Source organism: Mycobacterium kubicae (genome assembly GCF_015689175.1).
Taxonomy (GTDB): Bacteria; Actinomycetota; Actinomycetes; order Mycobacteriales; family Mycobacteriaceae; genus Mycobacterium; species Mycobacterium kubicae.
Map to the genome: position 1 here is coordinate 1284469 of NZ_CP065047.1, position 17604 is coordinate 1302072.

Genomic DNA, 17604 nt, shown 5'->3' on the forward strand with positions numbered 1-17604 from the left:
CGCCAAGGCGCCCGGCGCAGGGTGGTGGTCGTGACGTGCTACCTGTCGACTTATTCGCTGTTCACCGAGTTCCCCCGCCCGCAAGACATCGAGAAATGGACGCACACCGAGGTGCTCGTCGCCGAATCGCGGCTGGATCAAGGCAACGTCCGCACCGCGATCGAAGAGGTCTTCGCCGCCCACCCCGCACTTGGCGCCGTCTTCGAACCGACGTGTGACCGGTGGATGTATCGTCCCGGCGGCGGCTGGGTGTGGGCGGTGGAACCACCCGGAGTGGCCGTACCCGAGGCGATCGCGCGCCAACGGGCCGGCTATGACATGCGCACCGGCAGGCTGTTCGCGGCGTCGTTACTGCCCGGGGACCCCGATCGGCTGGTGCTCACCGCGAGCCACCTGTGCGTGGACGGTCCGGCCTGGCACGGCGTGGTCGACGACGTGATCGCGGCCTACCCCGGTGGTGATCTAGAAGTCGCGGCGGATGGTCATCGGCGTGACGGCGGGTAGATCACCGGCGCCCAGCACGGTGCGCGCGATGCCGGTCAGCACGTGCAGCAGCTTGTCGAGTTCTTCGTCGTCGAGGCCGTCGAAGGCGTGCAACGCCAGCAGGTCGGTGCTCGCCTCGATGTGATCCTTCAGCTCGCGTCCGGCCGCCGTCAGAAAGCCATCGTCGCCGACCAGACCGCGCTCGGCCAGGCTCTGTTCGCAGCCCTGCCACTCGGCGTCGTCGTAATGGCGGGTTTGCCGCATATAGTCGGCGGGCACCGCCGTGGACGCAGCGTGGAAGACGTTCGATTCCCGGCCGGACACGTCCGCCGCCGACAGGACGGCCGCGTGCGCGTCACCGCGATGCTCACGCAACAGGGTGGTCGCATGCCAGAGCATCGCCACCGGCTCCGAGGGCACGGGCAGCGCGAGGTTGGCCGCGAACAACGGCCGGGCCGCCACCGACGTGCGCTGCGCGGCGCGCATCGCCAATTGTGCTGCGGTGCGGACGTTTTCGTCATCGGTCAGCCCGCAGCGCCGCAACGCCGCCACGGCCGAGTCCTGACGGGCTCGGAGCGCGAGTTCCGGTCCGGCGATCTCCCACGCTGCGGGTAGGGCTTTGGCGACGCGGGCAGGGGAGAAGTTGTAGAAGATCGCGGTTACGACTTCGGGCGGGACCTGGCCCAGCGGCGCGGATCGGGCGGCGAAGTAGCCCATCCAGAAGCCGCGGTAGCCGAGGTTGTCCAGGGCGGCTCTGGCCTCCGGCGCGAAGTAGGTGACGGCGTGGATCGGCTCGAAGCGGTCGTAGAACTGCCGGGCCAGTTCGGGTGTGCGTTGCATGTCATGCAGCTAAGCACGCTGTGCGACCACCCGGATTTCTGCCCGCCTCATAGCGACAGACGCACTTGTCGCTCAGAGGCGGGCACGTCGACACATGGGTCCGCCCGCTCAGCGGGTGAACATCAACGCCCGCTTGACCTCTTGAATCGCCTTGGTCACCTGGATGCCGCGCGGGCAGGTTTCGGTGCAGTTGAACGTGGTGCGGCAGCGCCAGACTCCGTCGACCTCGTTGAGGATTTCCAGACGCTCGGCGGCGGCCTCGTCGCGGCTGTCGAAAATGAAGCGGTGCGCGTTGACGATCGCGGCGGGGCCGAAGTAGGACCCTTCACTCCAGAACACCGGGCAACTGGTGGTGCAGCAGGCACACAGGATGCACTTGGTGGTGTCGTCGTAGCGGGCCCGGTCGGTTTGGCTCTGAATCCGCTCGCGGGTGGGCGGGTTTCCGGAGGTGATCAGGTACGGCTTGACCGCGCGGTAGGCGTCGAAGAACGGCTCCATGTCGACGACCAAGTCTTTTTCCACCGGCAGCCCGCGGATCGGTTCGACGGTCAGCGTCAGCGACTTGCCGGGCTTCTTGGGCAGCAGATCACGCATCAGCACCTTGCAGGCCAACCGGTTCATGCCGTTGATCCGCATCGCGTCCGACCCGCACACGCCGTGTGCGCAGGAGCGGCGGAACGTCAGCGTCCCGTCCAGGTAGCTCTTGATGTAGATGAGCAGGTTGAGCAGCCGGTCGCTGGGCAAGCAGGGCACCCGGAAGCTCTGCCAGCCGCCGGTGTCCGAAAAGGCGTCGGGCTGTTCGGGATTGAACCGGGCGATCTTCACCGTGACCATCACCGCGCCCTCCGGGATGGGCGGCAAAGGTGCTTCGGCGTCCGGCTCGATCGCGTCGCCTGCGGTCATCAGTACTTCCGTTCCTTGGGTTCATAGCGGGTCTGGACCACGGGCTTGAAGTCCAGGGCGATGTCGCTGAGCAGATCGGTGCCTTGCTTGTAGGCCATGGTGTGGCGCATGTAGTTGACGTCGTCGCGGTTCGGGTAGTCCTCGCGGGCGTGCCCACCACGAGATTCCTTGCGGTTCAACGCGCCCACCACGGTGACCTCGGCCAGCTCCAGCAGGAAGCCCAGCTCGATGGCTTCCAGCAGGTCGCTGTTGAAGCGCTTCCCCTTGTCGTGCACGGAGATTCGGGAATACCGCTCCTTGAGGGCATGGATATCGGTCAGCGCCTGTTTCAACGTCTCCTCGGTGCGGAACACCGCGGCGTTGTTGTCCATGGACTGTTGCAGCGCGTTGCGGATGTCGGCCACCCGCTCGTTGCCGTGCTCGGAGAGGATGTCGCGGACCCAGCCGACCACCATCTGCGCCGGATCCGGTGGCATGTCGGCGAAGTCGTGGCTTTGGGCGTAACCGGCCGCGGCGATGCCGGCCCGGCGTCCGAACACGTTGATGTCCAGCAGCGAGTTGGTGCCCAACCGGTTGGCGCCGTGCACCGAGACGCAGGCGCACTCACCGGCGGCGTACAGGCCCGGCACCGGGTTGGTGTTGTCGCGCAGCACCTGCCCGCTGACGGTGGTCGGGATGCCGCCCATCACGTAGTGACAGGTCGGGTAGACCGGTACCAGTTCGTGCACCGGGTCCACCCCGAGGTAGGTGCGGGCGAACTCGGTGATGTCGGGCAGCTTGGCCTCGAGCACGTCCTCGCCCAGGTGGCGGACGTCGATGTACACGTAGTCCTTGTGCGGTCCGGCACCGCGGCCCTCCAGGACTTCGAGCACCATGGACCGGGCGACGATGTCGCGCGGTGCCAGGTCGACGATGGTCGGGGCGTAGCGCTCCATGAAGCGCTCGCCCTCGCCGTTGAGCAGTCGGCCGCCCTCACCACGCACCGCTTCGGAGATGAGGATCCCCAGCCCGGCCAGGCCCGTCGGGTGGAACTGGTGAAATTCCATGTCTTCCAACGGAAGTCCCTTACGGAAGACGATGCCGATGCCGTCGCCGGTCAACGTGTGCGCGTTGGACGTCGTCTTGTACATCCGGCCCGAGCCGCCGGTGGCGATCACCACGGCTTTGGCGTGGAAGACGTGGATCTCACCGGTGGCCAACTCGTAGGCCACCACCCCGGTGGCCACCGGACCCGTCGGCGTCTCGGTCAGCACCAGGTCCAGGGCGTAGAACTCGTTGAAGAACTGCACGTCGTGCTTGACGCAGTTCTGGTAGAGCGTCTGCAGGATCATGTGACCGGTACGGTCGGCGGCATAGCAGGCCCGGCGGACCGGGGCCTTGCCGTGGTCGCGGGTGTGCCCACCGAAGCGGCGCTGGTCGATGCGGCCCTCGGGGGTGCGGTTGAACGGCATCCCCATCTTCTCCAGATCGAGCACCGCGTCGATGGCTTCCTTGCACATGATCTCCACGGCGTCCTGGTCAGCGAGGTAGTCGCCGCCCTTGACGGTGTCGAAGGTGTGCCATTCCCAGTTGTCGTCTTCAACGTTGGCCAGCGCCGCGCACATGCCGCCCTGGGCGGCGCCGGTGTGGCTGCGGGTCGGGTAGAGCTTGGTCAGCACGGCGGTGCGGACCCGCGGGCCCGCCTCCACCGCGGCGCGCATGCCGGCGCCGCCGGCACCGACGATCACCACGTCGTATCGGTGATGCTGGATCATCGCTGCCGCCGACGATGCAGAGCGAAGCGATGAGGAGGAGGTGGCGAAGTTAGGTTTTGCCGCCGACGATGCAGAGCGAAGCGATGAGGAGGAGGTGGCGTAAACATGTTTCGTCTCTCAGGAGATGTTCGGGTTGAAAGTCACCAGCACGTAGGTGCCCAACACCAAGGTGAACCCCATGGACAACAGCAGGATGCTGTTGAGCCAGAACCGGGTGACGTCTTTGCGGGTGTAGTCGTCGATGATGACGCGCAGGCCGTTGCCGCCGTGCAATTGCGCCAGCCACAACAGCGCCAGATCCCAGAACTGCCAGAACGGCGAGGCCCAGCGCTGCGCGACGTAGTTGAAGTCGATGCGGTACACCCCGTTGTCCCACATCAGCATCACGAACAGGTGCCCGATGGCCAGGAACACCAGCGCGATCCCGGAAAACCGCATGAACAGCCAGGCGAATTTCTCGAAGTTCGGTATGCCGGCCCGACGCCGCGGGGAGCGCGGGTTGTCCAGGCTGGCCGGGCGGTCGTGGCTGCGCTGCCGCACCGGAGCCGTCTGGCCGCGGCCGAGCTGGAGGTCGGGGCTGCTCATCGGAAGTGCTCCCACATGTGAATGCCCAACACCACGCCGGTCGGGACCATCAGCAGCAGGAACACGATGCCCACGATCCAGAACATCAGCCGTTGGTAGCGGGTGCCTTCGGACCAGAAGTCGATCAAGATGATGCGGATGCCGTTCAAGCCGTGAAACAGCACCGCGGCCACCAGGCCGAACTCCATCAGGCCGACGACCGGAGTCTGGTAATCGCGGATCACCGCGTTGTAGGTCTGCGGGCTCACTCGCAGCATGGCCGCGTCGAGCACGTGCACGAACAGGAAGAAGAAGATCGTCGCACCGCTGATGCGGTGTAACACCCAGGCCCACATGCCGGGATCGCCCCGGTACAGGGTCCGCGGGGGCCGCCGCTTGCGGGCTGTCGGCGACCTGTTGAAAGTCGCCGGATCCGCGGTTGTCGCCTGCGAACTCATTAAGTTCTCACCTCATCAAAAAACCGCAATTTAACTGCTCTAGCTGCTAATCGAGCTTATCTTGGCCGAGTTGCCGGTGGTACCGAACAAATCCATCCAAACTCCGGTGTTGTTCCCGGTTAAGGTGGCTTTAATCTCCTCAACCCCGTCGGCGAGCGGAGGGTCAGCGGATTGCCGGAAATCGACTGGAACATGTTGCGGGACAAGGCAATCAGTGCCTCATCCGGCGCGTATGCGCCTTATTCGCGCTTCCCGGTGGGGGCGGCGGCGCTGGTCGACGACGGTCGCGTGGTCACCGGGTGCAATGTGGAGAATGTCTCATATGGCCTAGGTCTCTGTGCCGAATGCGGTGTGGTGTCGGCACTGCATACGACCGGGGGCGGTCGCCTTGTCGCGCTGGCGTGCGTCGACGGCAGCGGTTCGCTGCTCATGCCGTGCGGGCGGTGCCGTCAGGTGTTGCTGGAACACGGTGGCGCCGACCTGCTGATCGGCCACCCGGCCGGGCCCCGCCGGCTCGCAGAGCTGCTCCCGGACGCCTTCGACGCCTATCACCTGCGGGAACAGCCGTGAGCCAGTTCACTTTTGACGCGCCGACGGTGATTCGCACCAAACGTGACGGCGGCCGGTTGTCCGACGCCGCCATCGACTGGGTGATCGATGCCTACACCGACGGCCATGTTGCCGACGAGCAGATGGCGGCGCTGCTGATGGCGGTCTTCTTTCGCGGCTTGGACCGCGGCGAGATCGCCCGGTGGACGGCGGCCATGGTCGCATCCGGGGAGGTGCTGGACTTCAGCGGCCTGCCCCTGCCCACCGTCGGCAAGCATTCCACCGGCGGCGTCGGCGACAAGACCACGCTGGTGTTGATCCCGATGGTCGCCGCCTGTGGAGCCGCGGTGCCCAAAGCCTCCGGACGCGGGCTTGGCCATACCGGTGGCACGCTGGACAAGCTGGAATCCATCCCGGGGTTGCGGACCGACCTGCCCATCGGGCGGGTGCGCGAGCAACTGACCGACCTGGGCGCGGCGATCTTTGCGGCCGGTCAGGTGGCGCCGGCCGACAAGAAGCTGTACGCGCTGCGCGACATCACCGCGACGGTGGAATCCCTGCCGCTGGTCGCCAGCTCGATCATGAGCAAAAAACTCGCCGAGGGGATCGGCGCGTTGGTGCTCGACGTCAAGGTCGGTGCCGGGGCGTTCTTGAAGACCGAGGAGCAGTGCCGCGACCTGGCGCACACCATGGTCGCTCTGGGCGCGGCGCACGGGGTGTCCACCAGTGCGCTGCTGACCGACATGAGCTACCCCCTGGGTGCTGCCGTGGGCAATGCATTGGAAGTCGCCGAATCGCTGGAGGTACTGGCCGGCGGCGGGCCGCCCGACGTGGTCGAGCTGACGGTGCGGTTGGCCGAAGAGATGCTGACGCTGGCCGGGGTGGACGGCCGTGATCCCGGACAGACGTTGCAGGACGGCACCGCGATGGACCGGTTTCGGCGCCTGGTCACCGCCCAGGGCGGTGACTTGTCGGTTCCGTTGCCATTCGGTGCGCATACCGAGACCGTGACCGCCGACCGGAGCGGCACAATGGGCGATATCGACGCGATGGCAGTGGGGCTGACGGCATGGCGGCTCGGCGCGGGCAGGTCCCGGCCGGGCGAGCGAATCCAGGCCGGAGCCGGTGTCCAGATCCATCGCCGTCCCGGCGACCCGGTGGTCGCCGGTGAGCCGTTGTTCACCCTCTACACCGACACCCCGGAACGCTTCGCCGCCGCGATGGCCGAGCTGGACGGCGCCTGGAGTGTCGGCCACACGCCACCGAAGTTGCGGCCGTTGATAATTGATCGGATCACCTCGTGACCACACCTTTGACTGCACAGACCCTCAAGCAGGCCCCCAAAGCCCTGCTGCACGACCACCTCGACGGTGGCTTGCGCCCGGCCACGGTGCTGGACATCGCCGGTCAGGTCGGATACGACGAGCTGCCGGCCACCGACGCCGAGTCGCTGGCGAACTGGTTTCGCACGCAGTCGCACAGCGGTTCGCTGGAGCGCTACCTGGAACCCTTCTCCCACACCGTGGCGGTGATGCAAACCCCAGAAGCGTTGTACCGCGTGGCTTTCGAGGCAGTCGAGGATCTGGCCGCCGATTCGGTGGTCTACGCCGAGGTGCGATTCGCACCCGAACTGCACATCAACCGTGGGCTGTCCTTCGACGAAGTGGTCGACGCCGTGTTGGAGGGTTTCGCCGCCGGTGAGAAGGCGTGCGCCGCCGAGGGCCGGCCCATCAAGGTGCGCTGTCTGGTCACCGCGATGCGACACGCCGCCATGTCCCGCGAGATCGCAGAGCTGGCAATCCGGTTCCGGGACAAGGGCGTAGTAGGATTCGACATCGCCGGCGCGGAGGCCGGCTACCCGCCGACGCGACATCTGGACGCGTTCGAGTACATGCGAGACCACAACGCCCGCTTCACGATTCACGCGGGCGAGGCGTTCGGGCTGCCGTCCATCCACGAGGCGATCGCGTTCTGCGGCGCCGATCGGCTGGGGCACGGGGTGCGGATCATCGACGACATCGACATCGGTCCCGACGGCGAGGTTCGATTGGGCAGACTGGCAGCGATCCTGCGGGACAAGCGAATCCCGCTGGAGCTGTGTCCGAGCTCGAACGTACAGACCGGCGCCGCGCCAAGCATCGAAGAACACCCGTTCGACCTGCTGGCCCGCGCCCGGTTCCGGGTGACCGTCAACACCGACAACCGGCTGATGAGCGACACCACTATGAGCCTGGAAATGCACCGGCTGGCCGAAGCGTTCGGCTACGGCTGGAGCGACCTCGAACGCTTCACCATCAACGCGATGAAGTCGGCGTTCATCCCGTTCGACGAGCGCCTCGAGATCATCGACGACGTGATCAAGCCGCGGTTCGCGGTGCTGATCGGGTAGCGAGTGCGAGAAACGCGACTACCGCGGTAATTGTCCTTGCGGCGTGGGCCAGTTGCCAGCGGTCACGTACGGCCGCCCAGTTGGCGGGTGGGTTCGGTATCGACCAGGTTTGTTGGACCGTGTTGATCGGCACACTGATCGTGACGCTGATCAGCAGCGTCGCAACCAACAAGAGCAGGGCTGCCCCCGCAAGCCAGCGGCGGCTATGGCCTTGTCGTATATGGATAAGAGTCACCGTTGCAGCGGCGAGGATCCCTGGCAGCAGCAATGCGGTGGCCAAGTCGTCGAGGTGCTGCAGTTCGATGAGCCGCACCTGGGTGTAGACCGCAGCGCCGAAGCGGCGCAGGCTGGCCTCCAAAACTAGGACGGTGACAAGAAATCCGGCAAACAACCCGGTGAACAGCACCGCCGCAAAGTCCGACGCGTTCTGCAGCAGACCGGACGCCGGTGACGACGTCATCTTGGGTCTTCTTCGTAGCTGGCGGCGGTGGTCGCTTCGGCACCACCGCCAGAGCCTGCTTCCCGACGGATCATCTGCCACAAGCTGGGGGTGGACGAGGTGGTCGAGACGATGACGGTCCGCCGGGCCATTGTCGAGTCGGCGGCCAGCGACACCAGGTAGTCGGCGAGGTCGATGCGCGCGGTGAACGCACCGACCGGATCGACTTCACCGCTGACATAGGCGGTGGGCGCGGTCAAATCGAACAACCCGGAGGGCCGAACGACAGTCCAATCCAAGCCGGAGTCGCGCACCAGGGTCTCCATGCGCCGGATGTCTTCGTAGACGGTCTTGCCGATCGTCTTGGTGATGATCGGCTCGACTAATCGGAGCAGGAGTGGTGCGTCGGTACGTCGCGTCGGGTAAGCCGCAGTCGAGCTGACCACAATCAAGCGCCGAGTCCGCGCTGCGCGCATACCGGCCACGATGTTCGCCGTGCCCACCGAATAGGTGTCGACCAGTTCGCGGGTGAACGTGACACCAAGGGTGGAGATCACCGCATCGACCCCGGTGACCAGCGGGGCAACCGCGGCCGCGTCCCGCACATCGGCCTCGGCAACGGTCAAGCGGGGATCGGCGAGTGGGAACTCGCGCGGCCGGCGGGTCACCGCTATCACCTGGTGCCCGGCCTCGAGGGCGAGCGAAGTCGCCAATCGACCGGTCTGGCCGTTCGCCCCGAACATCGCAATCTTCATGACGTCTCCTAAATAGTCACATGTTGGTGATCATCACTCTAAGTGATTATCAGCCATAGTGCTAGTGTGCACCCATGGTGGAAGAACCGACCGGAATCGCCACGCTCGACGAACGCATCCCGTTTTTGTTGTCTCAGCTCGGCGCGCACTATGCCGGGGCGTTTCAGCGCTTGGTCAGCGGCGTCGGGGTACAGCCCCGCACCTATGCGGTTCTGATGGCACTGGCGGCCGAGGACGGTCAGTCCCAACGGGCGCTATCTGCCCGACTAGGCATTCATCGCAACACGATGGTCGGCTTGATCGATGCGCTGGAAGCCGACGGTTTGGTCAAGCGGATGGCCCATCCCGCGGACCGCCGGGCATTCGCGGTAACGCTTACCGACCGAGCGCGCGCCCTGCTTCCCGAGCTCGATGCCGTCGGTTCTGCGCTCGAGGACTCGGTCGCAGCGCCCTTGTCGAGCGACGAGCGCGACACGTTGCGCGCGCTGCTGCAACGCGTCGCCATAGCTGCGGGGCTCATACCGGGAGTCCATCCCGGACTCACCGGCGGCGCAGACTCCCAAAAGTGACCAACCGCAGGTGGTCGATCACGGCCCCGAGGCGGACGATGTGACGCGCGAGACGTCGAGCAGATGCTTGCTCAGAAACGCCAGCAGGGTGTCGACCGTTTGCTCGTGACCGTCCAAGTAGGCCGCGTAGTGGCCGCCGGGCAGACGCGCGAGTTCTCCCCGCGGAGCCCGCGACGCCGCGCGGACCGTGGGCCCCGGGGGTGCCACGCCGTCGTCGTCGTAGGCGATCACGAGGAAGGGAATCCTGATGCGCGACGCGTGCCGTCCCGGCCGGTAGAACGCGGCCCGCATGGCCGAACTCGCGGCCACCTCCTGTTGCCAGTGCGGGTATGTATTGCCGGGATTGAGCGCGCCGGCGCCGTTCTGCGCGTCGGGTGTGGTCAGTGACGTGAGGGTCCCCGGAGGGCCGGCCAGCGGTACCAGGATCGGCCTGCGCCCAAGGCGCAATCCGACGGCATCGACCAACGCCAGAGCCGCGAAGCGTAGTGAGGCGCTCTGCGTCTGATGTCGCATCGCGTTGGGCACCACGGCGACTCCGTCGACTAGGGGCGAGTGCGCGATGGCCGCACCAAGCGTCGGATTACCTGCCGCCACGCGGAAGACGTGCCCGCCGGAAAGTGAGTATCCCCAGATCGCGATCTTGTGCGGATCGACGCCAGACACGTTGCGCGCGAAGTCGATTGCGGCGTGCCAGTCGGCGAGTTGCTCGCGGTACCGGGTGACTTGTCGCGGCCGACCACCGCTCTCGCCGAGGCGTCGGTAATCGAAGGCAAGGACCGTGTACCCGGCGTCATGGAGGCGTCGGGCGAACCGGTCGGTGCCGGGTTCTTTGGTCACCGCCAGGCCGGCGGACATCACGACGCACGCGCCGTTCGTTCCGCGATACAGCCATGCCGCGCAGGCGGTGCCGTCGCTGGAAAAGTGCACCTTCTCGCGCTCGCCGCTGTCGGTCATCTCAGCTCTCCTTTCGGTGGAAGTCCGCGTCGGTATCGCCAAGCGCGGTGTAGATGCCCTGAAACGAGCGCAACAGTGCTCGCGCGGGGACGTCGCGGGGTATCTCCGGCCGGTCCAGCCACCACAGCGCGATGGCGCACAGACTGGCTCGCATCATCGTTGCCAGTGCTTCGGTTTCGACGTCGTCGAGCTCGGGAGCGAACTCGCGCAGCAAAGCTGCCTGGGTAGCCGTTTGCCGCGCGAACAGCTCGGTCTGCACCCGCTCCACCTCCGGATCGCCGGTGACCGGAGTGAACAGCAAGCGTGCGGAGTTCGGATGCCGCTCAACGTGTTCGAGCCAGGCATCCACCATTGCCGGCACCTGGGACTGCGGTTCGGCGACCCCGGGTTGAAAACGCGCCAGCGGCGCCTCGATCAGTTCCGCGCGAGCGCGGGTCATCAACGCGACGCCCAGCTCCTGTTTGGATTCGAAGTGCCGGTAGAGCATGGGCTTGGTCAGTCCCGTTGCCTGCGCGATGTCGTCGACGGTCGTGGCCGCGAAACCTCTCTCGGCAAACAAGCGGGTGGCGGCCTCTTCGATGAGTTCGTGACGTTGGGCTCGGGTGGGCCGACCGGCTGTTGAAGAGGGCATGCACGGCAGCTTACCATACGGTGTACTGATCAGTACACCAGTGAGTAGCCTGCCAGAGGAGGCAATCGTGCCGTTGCAACCCCACCCCTGCGTCCCCCGGTCGGATCCCGCTACTCCCTCCTCGATTGGCGATCGCGCGATTGCCAAACGTGACGTCGTGCCGGGCACGCTGATCGCTGTCACCATGGCCGTCAGCTTCTGGCTGGTGAGTCACGGAACAAGCCTCAAGGTCACCTTCGTTCCGGGCGTCATCGCGACCTGGCTGCTCTTTGTCTGGTGCTTCCAGCGTCGAGTGCAGTTGCCGACCGTCAACAAGTTCCTGCCGGCGTTCTGTTGTGTCATGGCAGTGCAATTCGTCCATTTCGCCGAGGAGTTCGCCACGGACTTCCGCACCGACTTCGCCGAGCTGTACGGCGGCGCGCCCTACTCGAACGACGCGTTCGTCTCGGTCAATATGGGCGCCTACGCGGTGATGACCGTCGCGTGCGTGATCGCGTTGATGACGCGGCTGCGCTTCGTCGTGGTGCCCGCGATGTTTTTCATCGTGTACGGCGCGATCGGAAACGCGATTGCCCATACCTGGTGGAGCATCATGCTCGGCGGCTACTTTCCCGGCCTGATCACGGCCCAGCTGTACTGGATCGGCGGACCCTACCTGCTCTACAAGCTGGTCGGGGACCGGCGACTCACCGCCATAGCTGTCATCGGATTCGCAATAGTGCTCGTCCCGCTCCTTGCCTTGATGGCCGACCCATCCGCTGTTTGATCCGTTGGCGCGCAGCGCGAAACACTGTCTTGCCGCAAAAGTGAGGCCGGCTGGCGGCTCCTGGGGAATCTACGCCCCCCCAAAGGGTGGGCCTCGTTGACGCCGACCGAGCTCGACGTCTGTGCGAACCCACCTCACCCACGTCTACAACAAGCTCGACGTGAAGTCGCGCGTGCAGCTGGCCCAGGAGGCGGCTCGCCAAGTCTGATGGCTGCGAACGCTATTCGCGCCGCAGCCGCGAATCGACGAACGCCTCGAGCTTTTCCCATTCCCGCACGGCGTTGGCATACGGAGCGGCGGGTTTGCTGACCGAATCGGGGTCGAGCACGTAAGCCACCAGCTTGCCCAGCGGTTTGCCGGTGTCCAGCGCCTTGTCGACGGTGCTCTCCTCGGAGTAGTCACCGACGTCGCGCAGGAACTCCACGGCCAGGTCGAGTTGGTCGCGGTCCACCGCGTCGGGACCGTCGGCGAAGTCGTCGGCCAGTCCGGTGAGCACGTAGACGTTTTCGTCGGTGATGTCGACGTTCAGTGAGCCGTCGGTGGCGGCGGTGCGGATGTCGTCATACGTGCTCAGGTCGGACAGGTCGTGGTCGTGCTCGTCGGCCAGGTAGCGGGCCAGCGCGCGCTCGGAGGTGAACACACTGATGCGGCCGTTGCGGCCCAAGAAGATTGGCCGGTCGTCGAGGTAGCAGCGCAGCGTGTAAAAGGTGCCCGAACCCGTCATGATCCGAATCGGATCGATGCCCACCTGCAGCCAGAAGTCCTCGTCGCTGCCCAACACCACGGTGTCGCCCGCCGCGCGCTCGTCTTCCTCCGCAGCGGCGTCGTCGACTTCCTCAGCATCCTCGTCGTCGGCATCCTCGACGTCCGAGGCGTCAGAGGCGTCCTCTTCGGCCTCGTCTGCGGCCGTCGCGTCCTCTTCCTCGGGGGTCTCCTCGGGCTCTTCGGGCTCCTCCTCCAACTCCTCGGCGGCCTTGGCAGACAACTCTTCGTCGACGTCGGGGGTGCTGACAATTCCCTCGATGGACTTGAGCACGTCATCCCAGCTGCGCCCGATCACCTCGGCGATAGCGTTCCAGCGCTTCTGCCCGGCCTTGCCGCTGAAGTTGTCGATACCGCCCGACACCGTGCCCAGGCTGGGATTGCCGTTGAAGAATTTGGACACCGCGGCGAGCTCGCACACCGATCCGATGGACGACACGATCGCCAGCGCGCCCGCCAAGGCGTTGACCGACTCCTCGGTCGGCTTCTCGGCGACGAGTTCCTCCACTGCGACCAGATCGAACTGCTTGTCCTGCGCCGGGTCGAGGTCGCGGGCGTGCGCCTCGGTGACTTTCTTCCACCCCGGGTGGTCGGTCAGGTCGTTGTCGGAGTCGGTGCGCACGAACGCGACCAGGTCGGCCACCGACTCGAAGGCGTACAGGTCCTCGTCCTTGCCGAGGAAGGCTTCCCACTCATCGCCGGCGTCGCGCCAGCGGGGTGCCCACAGGGTGTAGCGGTCGCCGTCGGTCAAGCTCAGGCGGATGGGCACGAGGTCTGCAGCCATGCGGCACACAATAGCGACCCGGCCCGCCAGGCCTTACCCGCCCCAAATGTCGGTGATGGGGGCGGCCGTGGCCGCGTTGCCGGTTTTCGGCAGCCCATACATCTGCTCCAGCGTCGAGAGCACGTTGTAGTGATTGATTTGCTCGTTGTAGGTGCCCGGCTGCACGTGGGCGCCGTAGAACACCGTCGGGATCTGGTTGCGGGCGCCGCCGTCGTCCTCGTCCCAGGTCAGAATCAGCAGGCTGTTGTTGGTCCGGGCCCAGGTGGCGTATGCCGACATCTGCCGGCTCAACCAGGCGTCACCCTGGGCGATCGAGCCGTCGTGCATGTTGTTGTCGTTGTTGGGGATGACGAACGCCAGCGTCGGCAGCGCCGCATAGTTGCCCGGTTGGGGGAAAGAGGAGAACGGCAGGGACAACGACGGCGGCACGTTGGTGAAGTTGGCCCACGGGACGTGCTTGCGCGCGTATTTGCCGGCACTGCACACCGGGGAGCCGACCGCCGGCAGGTCCTCGGCGAAGCCCACGAAGGTGCCTCCGGCGGCAAGAACTTCGGAGGCGAGGTTGGGTTGGGCGCCGGCGTTGACCGGACAGCTGTCCTTGGTGACCCCGAGCGTGTTGCCGGCGAACAGCGCCAGGTAGTTCGGTTCGCTGGGGTGGGTCTCGGCGAACGATTGGCCCATCATGGCGCCACCGGCCGCCAGCGCGTTGATCCACGGCGCCGACTTGTTGCCGATGATGTTGGCTTGCGAGCGGTTTTCCTCGATGACGATCACCACGTGGGAAAAGCTGGGCAGGGCGGCAGCGGCCAGGCCCAGGCGCGGGGCAGCGGTGACGCCGTGGATCCATAGCGATCCGGCCACCATCCCGAGTACCGCCAAGGTACGGTATGCCCTGGTCAGGTAATGTTTCAGCGCCCGCATGCCGGGAGTATATGGGCGAACTCGGGTGCGCCCAGGAGATGGAGCGAGCGTGTCAGCAAGCCTGAATCCGATTGTTATCTAGCCGTGGACGTGCATCTGGTCGACCATCCACTGGCCGCGGCGCGGCTCACCGCGCTGCGCGATCAGCGCAGCGGCAACGCCGTCTTTCGCGCCGCGCTGCGCGAGCTGACGCTGATGCTGGTCTACGAGGCGACCCGGGACGCGCCGACCGAGCCCGTCACCATCCGCACTCCGCTGGCCGAAACGACAGGGGCGCGGCTGGCCAAGCCGCCGCTGCTGGTGCCGGTGTTGCGGGCCGGGCTGGGCATGGTCTACGAGGCGCACGCGGTGCTGCCGGAAGCGCACGTGGGGTTCGTCGGCATCGCCCGCGACGAACAGACCCACCAGCCCGTCCCGTACCTCGAGTCGTTGCCCGACGACCTGGCCGGTCTGCCGATCATGGTGCTTGACCCGATGCTGGCCACCGGCGGTTCGATGAAGCACACCGTGGGCTTGCTGCTCGCGCGCGGCGCCACGGACATCACCATGCTGTGCGTGGTGGCCGCTCCGGAGGGGATCGCGGCGGTAGAGCAGGTGGTGCCCAACGCGCGGTTGTTCACCGCGGCCGTCGACGGCGGGCTCAACGACGCGGCCTTCATCGTGCCGGGTCTCGGCGATGCCGGCGACCGTCAGTTCGGGCCGCGCTAGGGGGCTATACCGGCAACTCGTCGAGCAGCTGCGCGCTCAGCGCCTGGGCGCGTTCTCGGGTGGCCGCCAGATCACCGGACACGGTTACGCGAATCTCGGTGTAGCACTTGAGTTTCGGCTCGGTTCCCGACGGGCGTACCACCAGCCGCACCGACGTGTCGCCGTCGCCGCCGGTGAAGATGAGCGCGTCGGTGATGTCGGCGACGGTTACGGCCAATCCGGCCAGCCGGTCCGGCGGGTCCGCGCGCAGCCGGCGCATCAGCTCGGCAGCCTCGTCGGGATCGGCGACGCGACGCGACACCGGCGCTACCACGTGCACGCCGTGGCGCCGGGCCAACTCGTCGAGTTGGTCGGGCACCGAACGGCCCCGCTCGCGCAGCGCGGCCACCAGGTCGCACACCAGCACCGCGGCGCTGATGCCGTCCTTGTCGCGCACCGCGGCCGGGTCGACGCAATGGCCGATCGCTTCTTCGTAGGCATAGACCAAGGTGCCCGACGTGTCGGCGTCTGCGCGGGCCAGCCACTTGAAGCCGGTGGGCGTCTCGACGTGCCCGGCGCCGTACTGCGCGGCGATCGCCGCCAGCATCCGCGACGACACCAGGGTGCTGGCCACCACGCTGTGCGCCGGGTCGTCGGTGTGCGCCAGGAGGTAATCGCCGAGCAGCCAACCGGTTTCGTCACCGGAGAGCATCCGCCAGCCAGCTGTGGTGGGGATCCCCACGGCGCACCGGTCGGCGTCCGGGTCGAGCGCGATGGCGACGTCGGCGCCGACTTCTGCGGCCAGGCCCAGCACTGCGTCGGGGGCCCCGGGTTCTTCCGGATTGGGGAACGCCACGGTGGGAAAGTCGGGGTCCGGCGCGAACTGCGCGGCCACCGTGTGCACGTCGTGGAAACCGGCCCGCCGCAGCGTCTCGACGGCCACCGCGCCGCCCACCCCATGCAGCGGGGTCAGCGCCACCCGGACCGACCCGGCCCCGCGCCGCACGCTGGCCGCGCGTTCGATGTAGCGGTCCACCAGGTCGGTGCCGGCGGGCGGCACCGGGGTTCTGGGGATCTGATCCGCCGGCGCAGCGGCGGTCATCGCCGCTTCGATCTGCCGGTCGGTGGGGGAGATGATCTGGATGCCGCCGTCGAGGTAGACCTTGTAGCCGTTGTCGGTCGGCGGGTTGTGCGAGGCGGTGATCTGAATCCCGGCAACCGCGCCGGTGTGACGGACCGCGAACGCCACTACCGGTGTAGGCACCGGGTCGGGAAACGTCGTCACCGAAAACCTCTGCGCGGCAAGCACTTCCGCTGCTGCCGTGGCGAACGTGGCCGAGCCGCGGCGGGCGTCGCGCCCCACGATCACCGGCCTTGGCCCCGGTGGCAGCACCTGAGCCACCGCCCAGGTGGCGCGCAACACCACCGCGAGGTTCATCGCGTCCGGGCCGGCCCGCAGCGGTCCGCGCAACCCCGCGGTGCCGAACGTCAGCGGGCGGGCGAACCGCGCGGCCAGCTCGTCGGGAGTGCAGGCGGCCAGCTCGGCGGCCGTCCGCGGATCCGGGTCGTGGGCGATCCACTCCTCGGGCGTCACGGCTCACATCCGCGCAATGACGTCAGCCAGGAGCGCGCCCATTCGCGCCGCCGACGCCGCACCGGCGGCGAGCACCTCGGCATGGCTCAGCGGCTCCCCGGTGAGACCGGCCGCGAGGTTGGTGACCAGGGAGATGCCGAGCACCTCGGCGCCGGCCGCCCGAGCGGCGATGGTCTCGTGAACGGTCGACATACCGACCAGGTCGGCGCCCAGGACCTGCAGCATCCGTATTTCCGCCGGCGTCTCGTAGTGCGGGCCGGGCAACCCCGCGTAGACACCCTCGGTCAGCTCCGGGTCGCAGTTTCGGGCCAGCGCGCGCAGCCGCGGGGCGTAGGCGTCGGTCAGGTCGACGAACTGCGCGCCGACCAACGGTGAGCGCGCGGTCAGGTTCAGGTGATCGCTGATCAGCACCGGCTGACCGATCTGCATGTCGGGGCGCAGCCCGCCCGCGGCGTTGGTCAGCACGACGGTGTGCACCCCCGCGGCGCACGCCGCCCGAACTCCGTGCACGACGTGCCGCAGGTCATGGCCCTCGTAGGCATGGACGCGTCCGGCCAGCACCAGCACCCGGTGGGCGCCGACCGGCACCGACAACAGCTCCCCGGCGTGGCCGGCGGCGCGCGGCGGGGCGAACCCGGGCACGTCGGCTTGGGGCAGGACGGCGGTCGGCGAGCCCAGCGCCGCGATCGCCGGCGACCAGCCCGACCCCAGCACGACCGCGACGTCGTGCCGGTCGTGTCCGGTCCGCTCGGCGATCATCTGCGCCGCCTGCCGGGCGAGTTCGGCCGGGTCAGTCACAGTG

General features: G+C 67.1%; 20 protein-coding genes and 1 pseudogene. 8 read left to right on the forward strand and 13 right to left on the reverse strand.

All coding sequences use genetic code 11. The annotated features are described in order from the left end of the window. The first annotated feature begins 30 nt into the window (after positions 1-30). On the forward strand, positions 31-504 hold the full coding sequence (locus tag I2456_RS06125) for a condensation domain-containing protein (RefSeq protein ID WP_241007870.1): 474 nt from the start codon (positions 31-33) through the stop codon (positions 502-504). On the opposite strand, the gene I2456_RS06130 is transcribed toward I2456_RS06125, so the two are convergent. The 5 genes from I2456_RS06130 to sdhC form a co-directional block, all read right to left on the reverse strand. Then, positions 463-1323, reverse strand: a complete 861-nt coding sequence (locus I2456_RS06130) for an SCO6745 family protein (protein WP_085072757.1) — start codon at positions 1321-1323, stop codon at positions 463-465. The genes I2456_RS06125 and I2456_RS06130 overlap by 42 nt on opposite strands. 108 nt (positions 1324-1431) lie before the next feature. After that, the gene (locus tag I2456_RS06135) at positions 1432-2226 is read right to left on the reverse strand and encodes a succinate dehydrogenase iron-sulfur subunit (protein WP_085072758.1); all 795 of its coding nucleotides are present in this window, start codon (positions 2224-2226) and stop codon (positions 1432-1434) included. Beyond that, the gene (gene sdhA, locus I2456_RS06140) at positions 2226-3980 is read right to left on the reverse strand and encodes a succinate dehydrogenase flavoprotein subunit (protein ID WP_068033971.1); all 1755 of its coding nucleotides are present in this window, start codon (positions 3978-3980) and stop codon (positions 2226-2228) included. Before sdhA ends, I2456_RS06135 begins: the two co-directional genes overlap by 1 nt. Before the next feature lie 117 nt (positions 3981-4097). Continuing rightward, positions 4098-4565, reverse strand: coding sequence for a succinate dehydrogenase hydrophobic membrane anchor subunit (locus tag I2456_RS06145; RefSeq protein WP_068033622.1), 468 nt, complete (start codon positions 4563-4565; stop codon positions 4098-4100). Then, positions 4562-4900, reverse strand: coding sequence for a succinate dehydrogenase, cytochrome b556 subunit (gene sdhC, locus I2456_RS06150; RefSeq protein WP_068033969.1), 339 nt, complete (start codon positions 4898-4900; stop codon positions 4562-4564). Before sdhC ends, I2456_RS06145 begins: the two co-directional genes overlap by 4 nt. A gap of 273 nt (positions 4901-5173) precedes the next feature. Here sdhC and I2456_RS06155 point away from each other — a divergent pair, with 273 nt between their 5' ends. Genes I2456_RS06155 through I2456_RS06165 form a run of 3 tightly spaced genes read left to right on the forward strand, consistent with a single transcriptional unit; the run spans position 5174 to position 7940 of the window. Next, positions 5174-5572, forward strand: a complete 399-nt coding sequence (locus tag I2456_RS06155; RefSeq protein WP_085072759.1) for a cytidine deaminase — start codon at positions 5174-5176, stop codon at positions 5570-5572. After that, entirely contained in the window at positions 5569-6855 is a 1287-nt protein-coding gene (locus tag I2456_RS06160) for a thymidine phosphorylase (protein ID WP_085072760.1), read from the forward strand. The genes I2456_RS06155 and I2456_RS06160 overlap by 4 nt, the downstream gene beginning before the upstream one ends. Further along, positions 6852-7940, forward strand: a complete 1089-nt coding sequence (locus I2456_RS06165; protein WP_068033615.1) for an adenosine deaminase — start codon at positions 6852-6854, stop codon at positions 7938-7940. The genes I2456_RS06160 and I2456_RS06165 overlap by 4 nt, the downstream gene beginning before the upstream one ends. Here the strand turns inward: I2456_RS06165 and I2456_RS06170 are convergent. Both I2456_RS06170 and I2456_RS06175 read right to left on the reverse strand, forming a co-directional pair. Further along, positions 7909-8400, reverse strand: coding sequence for an anthrone oxygenase family protein (locus I2456_RS06170; RefSeq protein ID WP_085072761.1), 492 nt, complete (start codon positions 8398-8400; stop codon positions 7909-7911). The two genes, I2456_RS06165 and I2456_RS06170, sit on opposite strands and share 32 nt — an antisense overlap. After that, positions 8397-9134 carry an NAD(P)-dependent oxidoreductase gene (locus I2456_RS06175; RefSeq protein ID WP_085072762.1) on the reverse strand — a complete coding sequence of 246 codons (738 nt, stop codon included), beginning with the start codon at positions 9132-9134 and terminating at the stop codon, positions 8397-8399. The genes I2456_RS06170 and I2456_RS06175 overlap by 4 nt, the downstream gene beginning before the upstream one ends. Before the next feature lie 74 nt (positions 9135-9208). Between I2456_RS06175 and I2456_RS06180 the strand changes: the two genes are divergently transcribed. After that, entirely contained in the window at positions 9209-9703 is a 495-nt protein-coding gene (locus tag I2456_RS06180) for a MarR family winged helix-turn-helix transcriptional regulator (RefSeq protein ID WP_085072763.1), read from the forward strand. Positions 9704-9721: 18 nt separating this feature from the next. Here I2456_RS06180 and I2456_RS06185 read toward each other — a convergent pair whose 3' ends face one another. Both I2456_RS06185 and I2456_RS06190 read right to left on the reverse strand, forming a co-directional pair. Further along, positions 9722-10657, reverse strand: a complete 936-nt coding sequence (locus tag I2456_RS06185) for an alpha/beta hydrolase (protein ID WP_085072764.1) — start codon at positions 10655-10657, stop codon at positions 9722-9724. 1 nt (position 10658) lies between these two features. Next, positions 10659-11288 carry a TetR/AcrR family transcriptional regulator gene (locus I2456_RS06190; RefSeq protein ID WP_085072765.1) on the reverse strand — a complete coding sequence of 210 codons (630 nt, stop codon included), beginning with the start codon at positions 11286-11288 and terminating at the stop codon, positions 10659-10661. Between the two features lie 157 nt (positions 11289-11445). Here I2456_RS06190 and I2456_RS06195 point away from each other — a divergent pair, with 157 nt between their 5' ends. Continuing rightward, the gene (locus I2456_RS06195) at positions 11446-12054 is read left to right on the forward strand and encodes an HXXEE domain-containing protein (protein ID WP_163703777.1); all 609 of its coding nucleotides are present in this window, start codon (positions 11446-11448) and stop codon (positions 12052-12054) included. 109 nt (positions 12055-12163) lie between these two features. Further along, positions 12164-12262, forward strand: a pseudogene (locus I2456_RS29080) (LuxR C-terminal-related transcriptional regulator); the annotation flags it as partial. Positions 12263-12274: 12 nt separating this feature from the next. Here the strand turns inward: I2456_RS29080 and satS are convergent. Further along, positions 12275-13600, reverse strand: a complete 1326-nt coding sequence (satS, locus tag I2456_RS06205) for a protein export chaperone SatS (RefSeq protein ID WP_085072768.1) — start codon at positions 13598-13600, stop codon at positions 12275-12277. 33 nt (positions 13601-13633) lie between these two features. Next, complete coding sequence (locus I2456_RS06210; RefSeq protein WP_085072769.1) at positions 13634-14521, reverse strand: alkaline phosphatase family protein; 888 nt, start codon at positions 14519-14521, stop codon at positions 13634-13636. An 84-nt stretch (positions 14522-14605) separates the two neighbouring features. On the opposite strand from I2456_RS06210, the gene upp reads away from it, so the two are divergent. Beyond that, entirely contained in the window at positions 14606-15229 is a 624-nt protein-coding gene (gene upp / locus I2456_RS06215) for a uracil phosphoribosyltransferase (protein ID WP_085072770.1), read from the forward strand. A 4-nt stretch (positions 15230-15233) separates the two neighbouring features. Here the strand turns inward: upp and I2456_RS06220 are convergent, their stop codons facing one another. Next, entirely contained in the window at positions 15234-16802 is a 1569-nt protein-coding gene (locus tag I2456_RS06220; protein ID WP_085072771.1) for a phospho-sugar mutase, read from the reverse strand. A 3-nt stretch (positions 16803-16805) separates the two neighbouring features. Next, positions 16806-17561, reverse strand: a complete 756-nt coding sequence (locus I2456_RS06225) for a purine-nucleoside phosphorylase (RefSeq protein WP_139822996.1) — start codon at positions 17559-17561, stop codon at positions 16806-16808. Positions 17562-17604 lie beyond the last annotated feature (43 nt).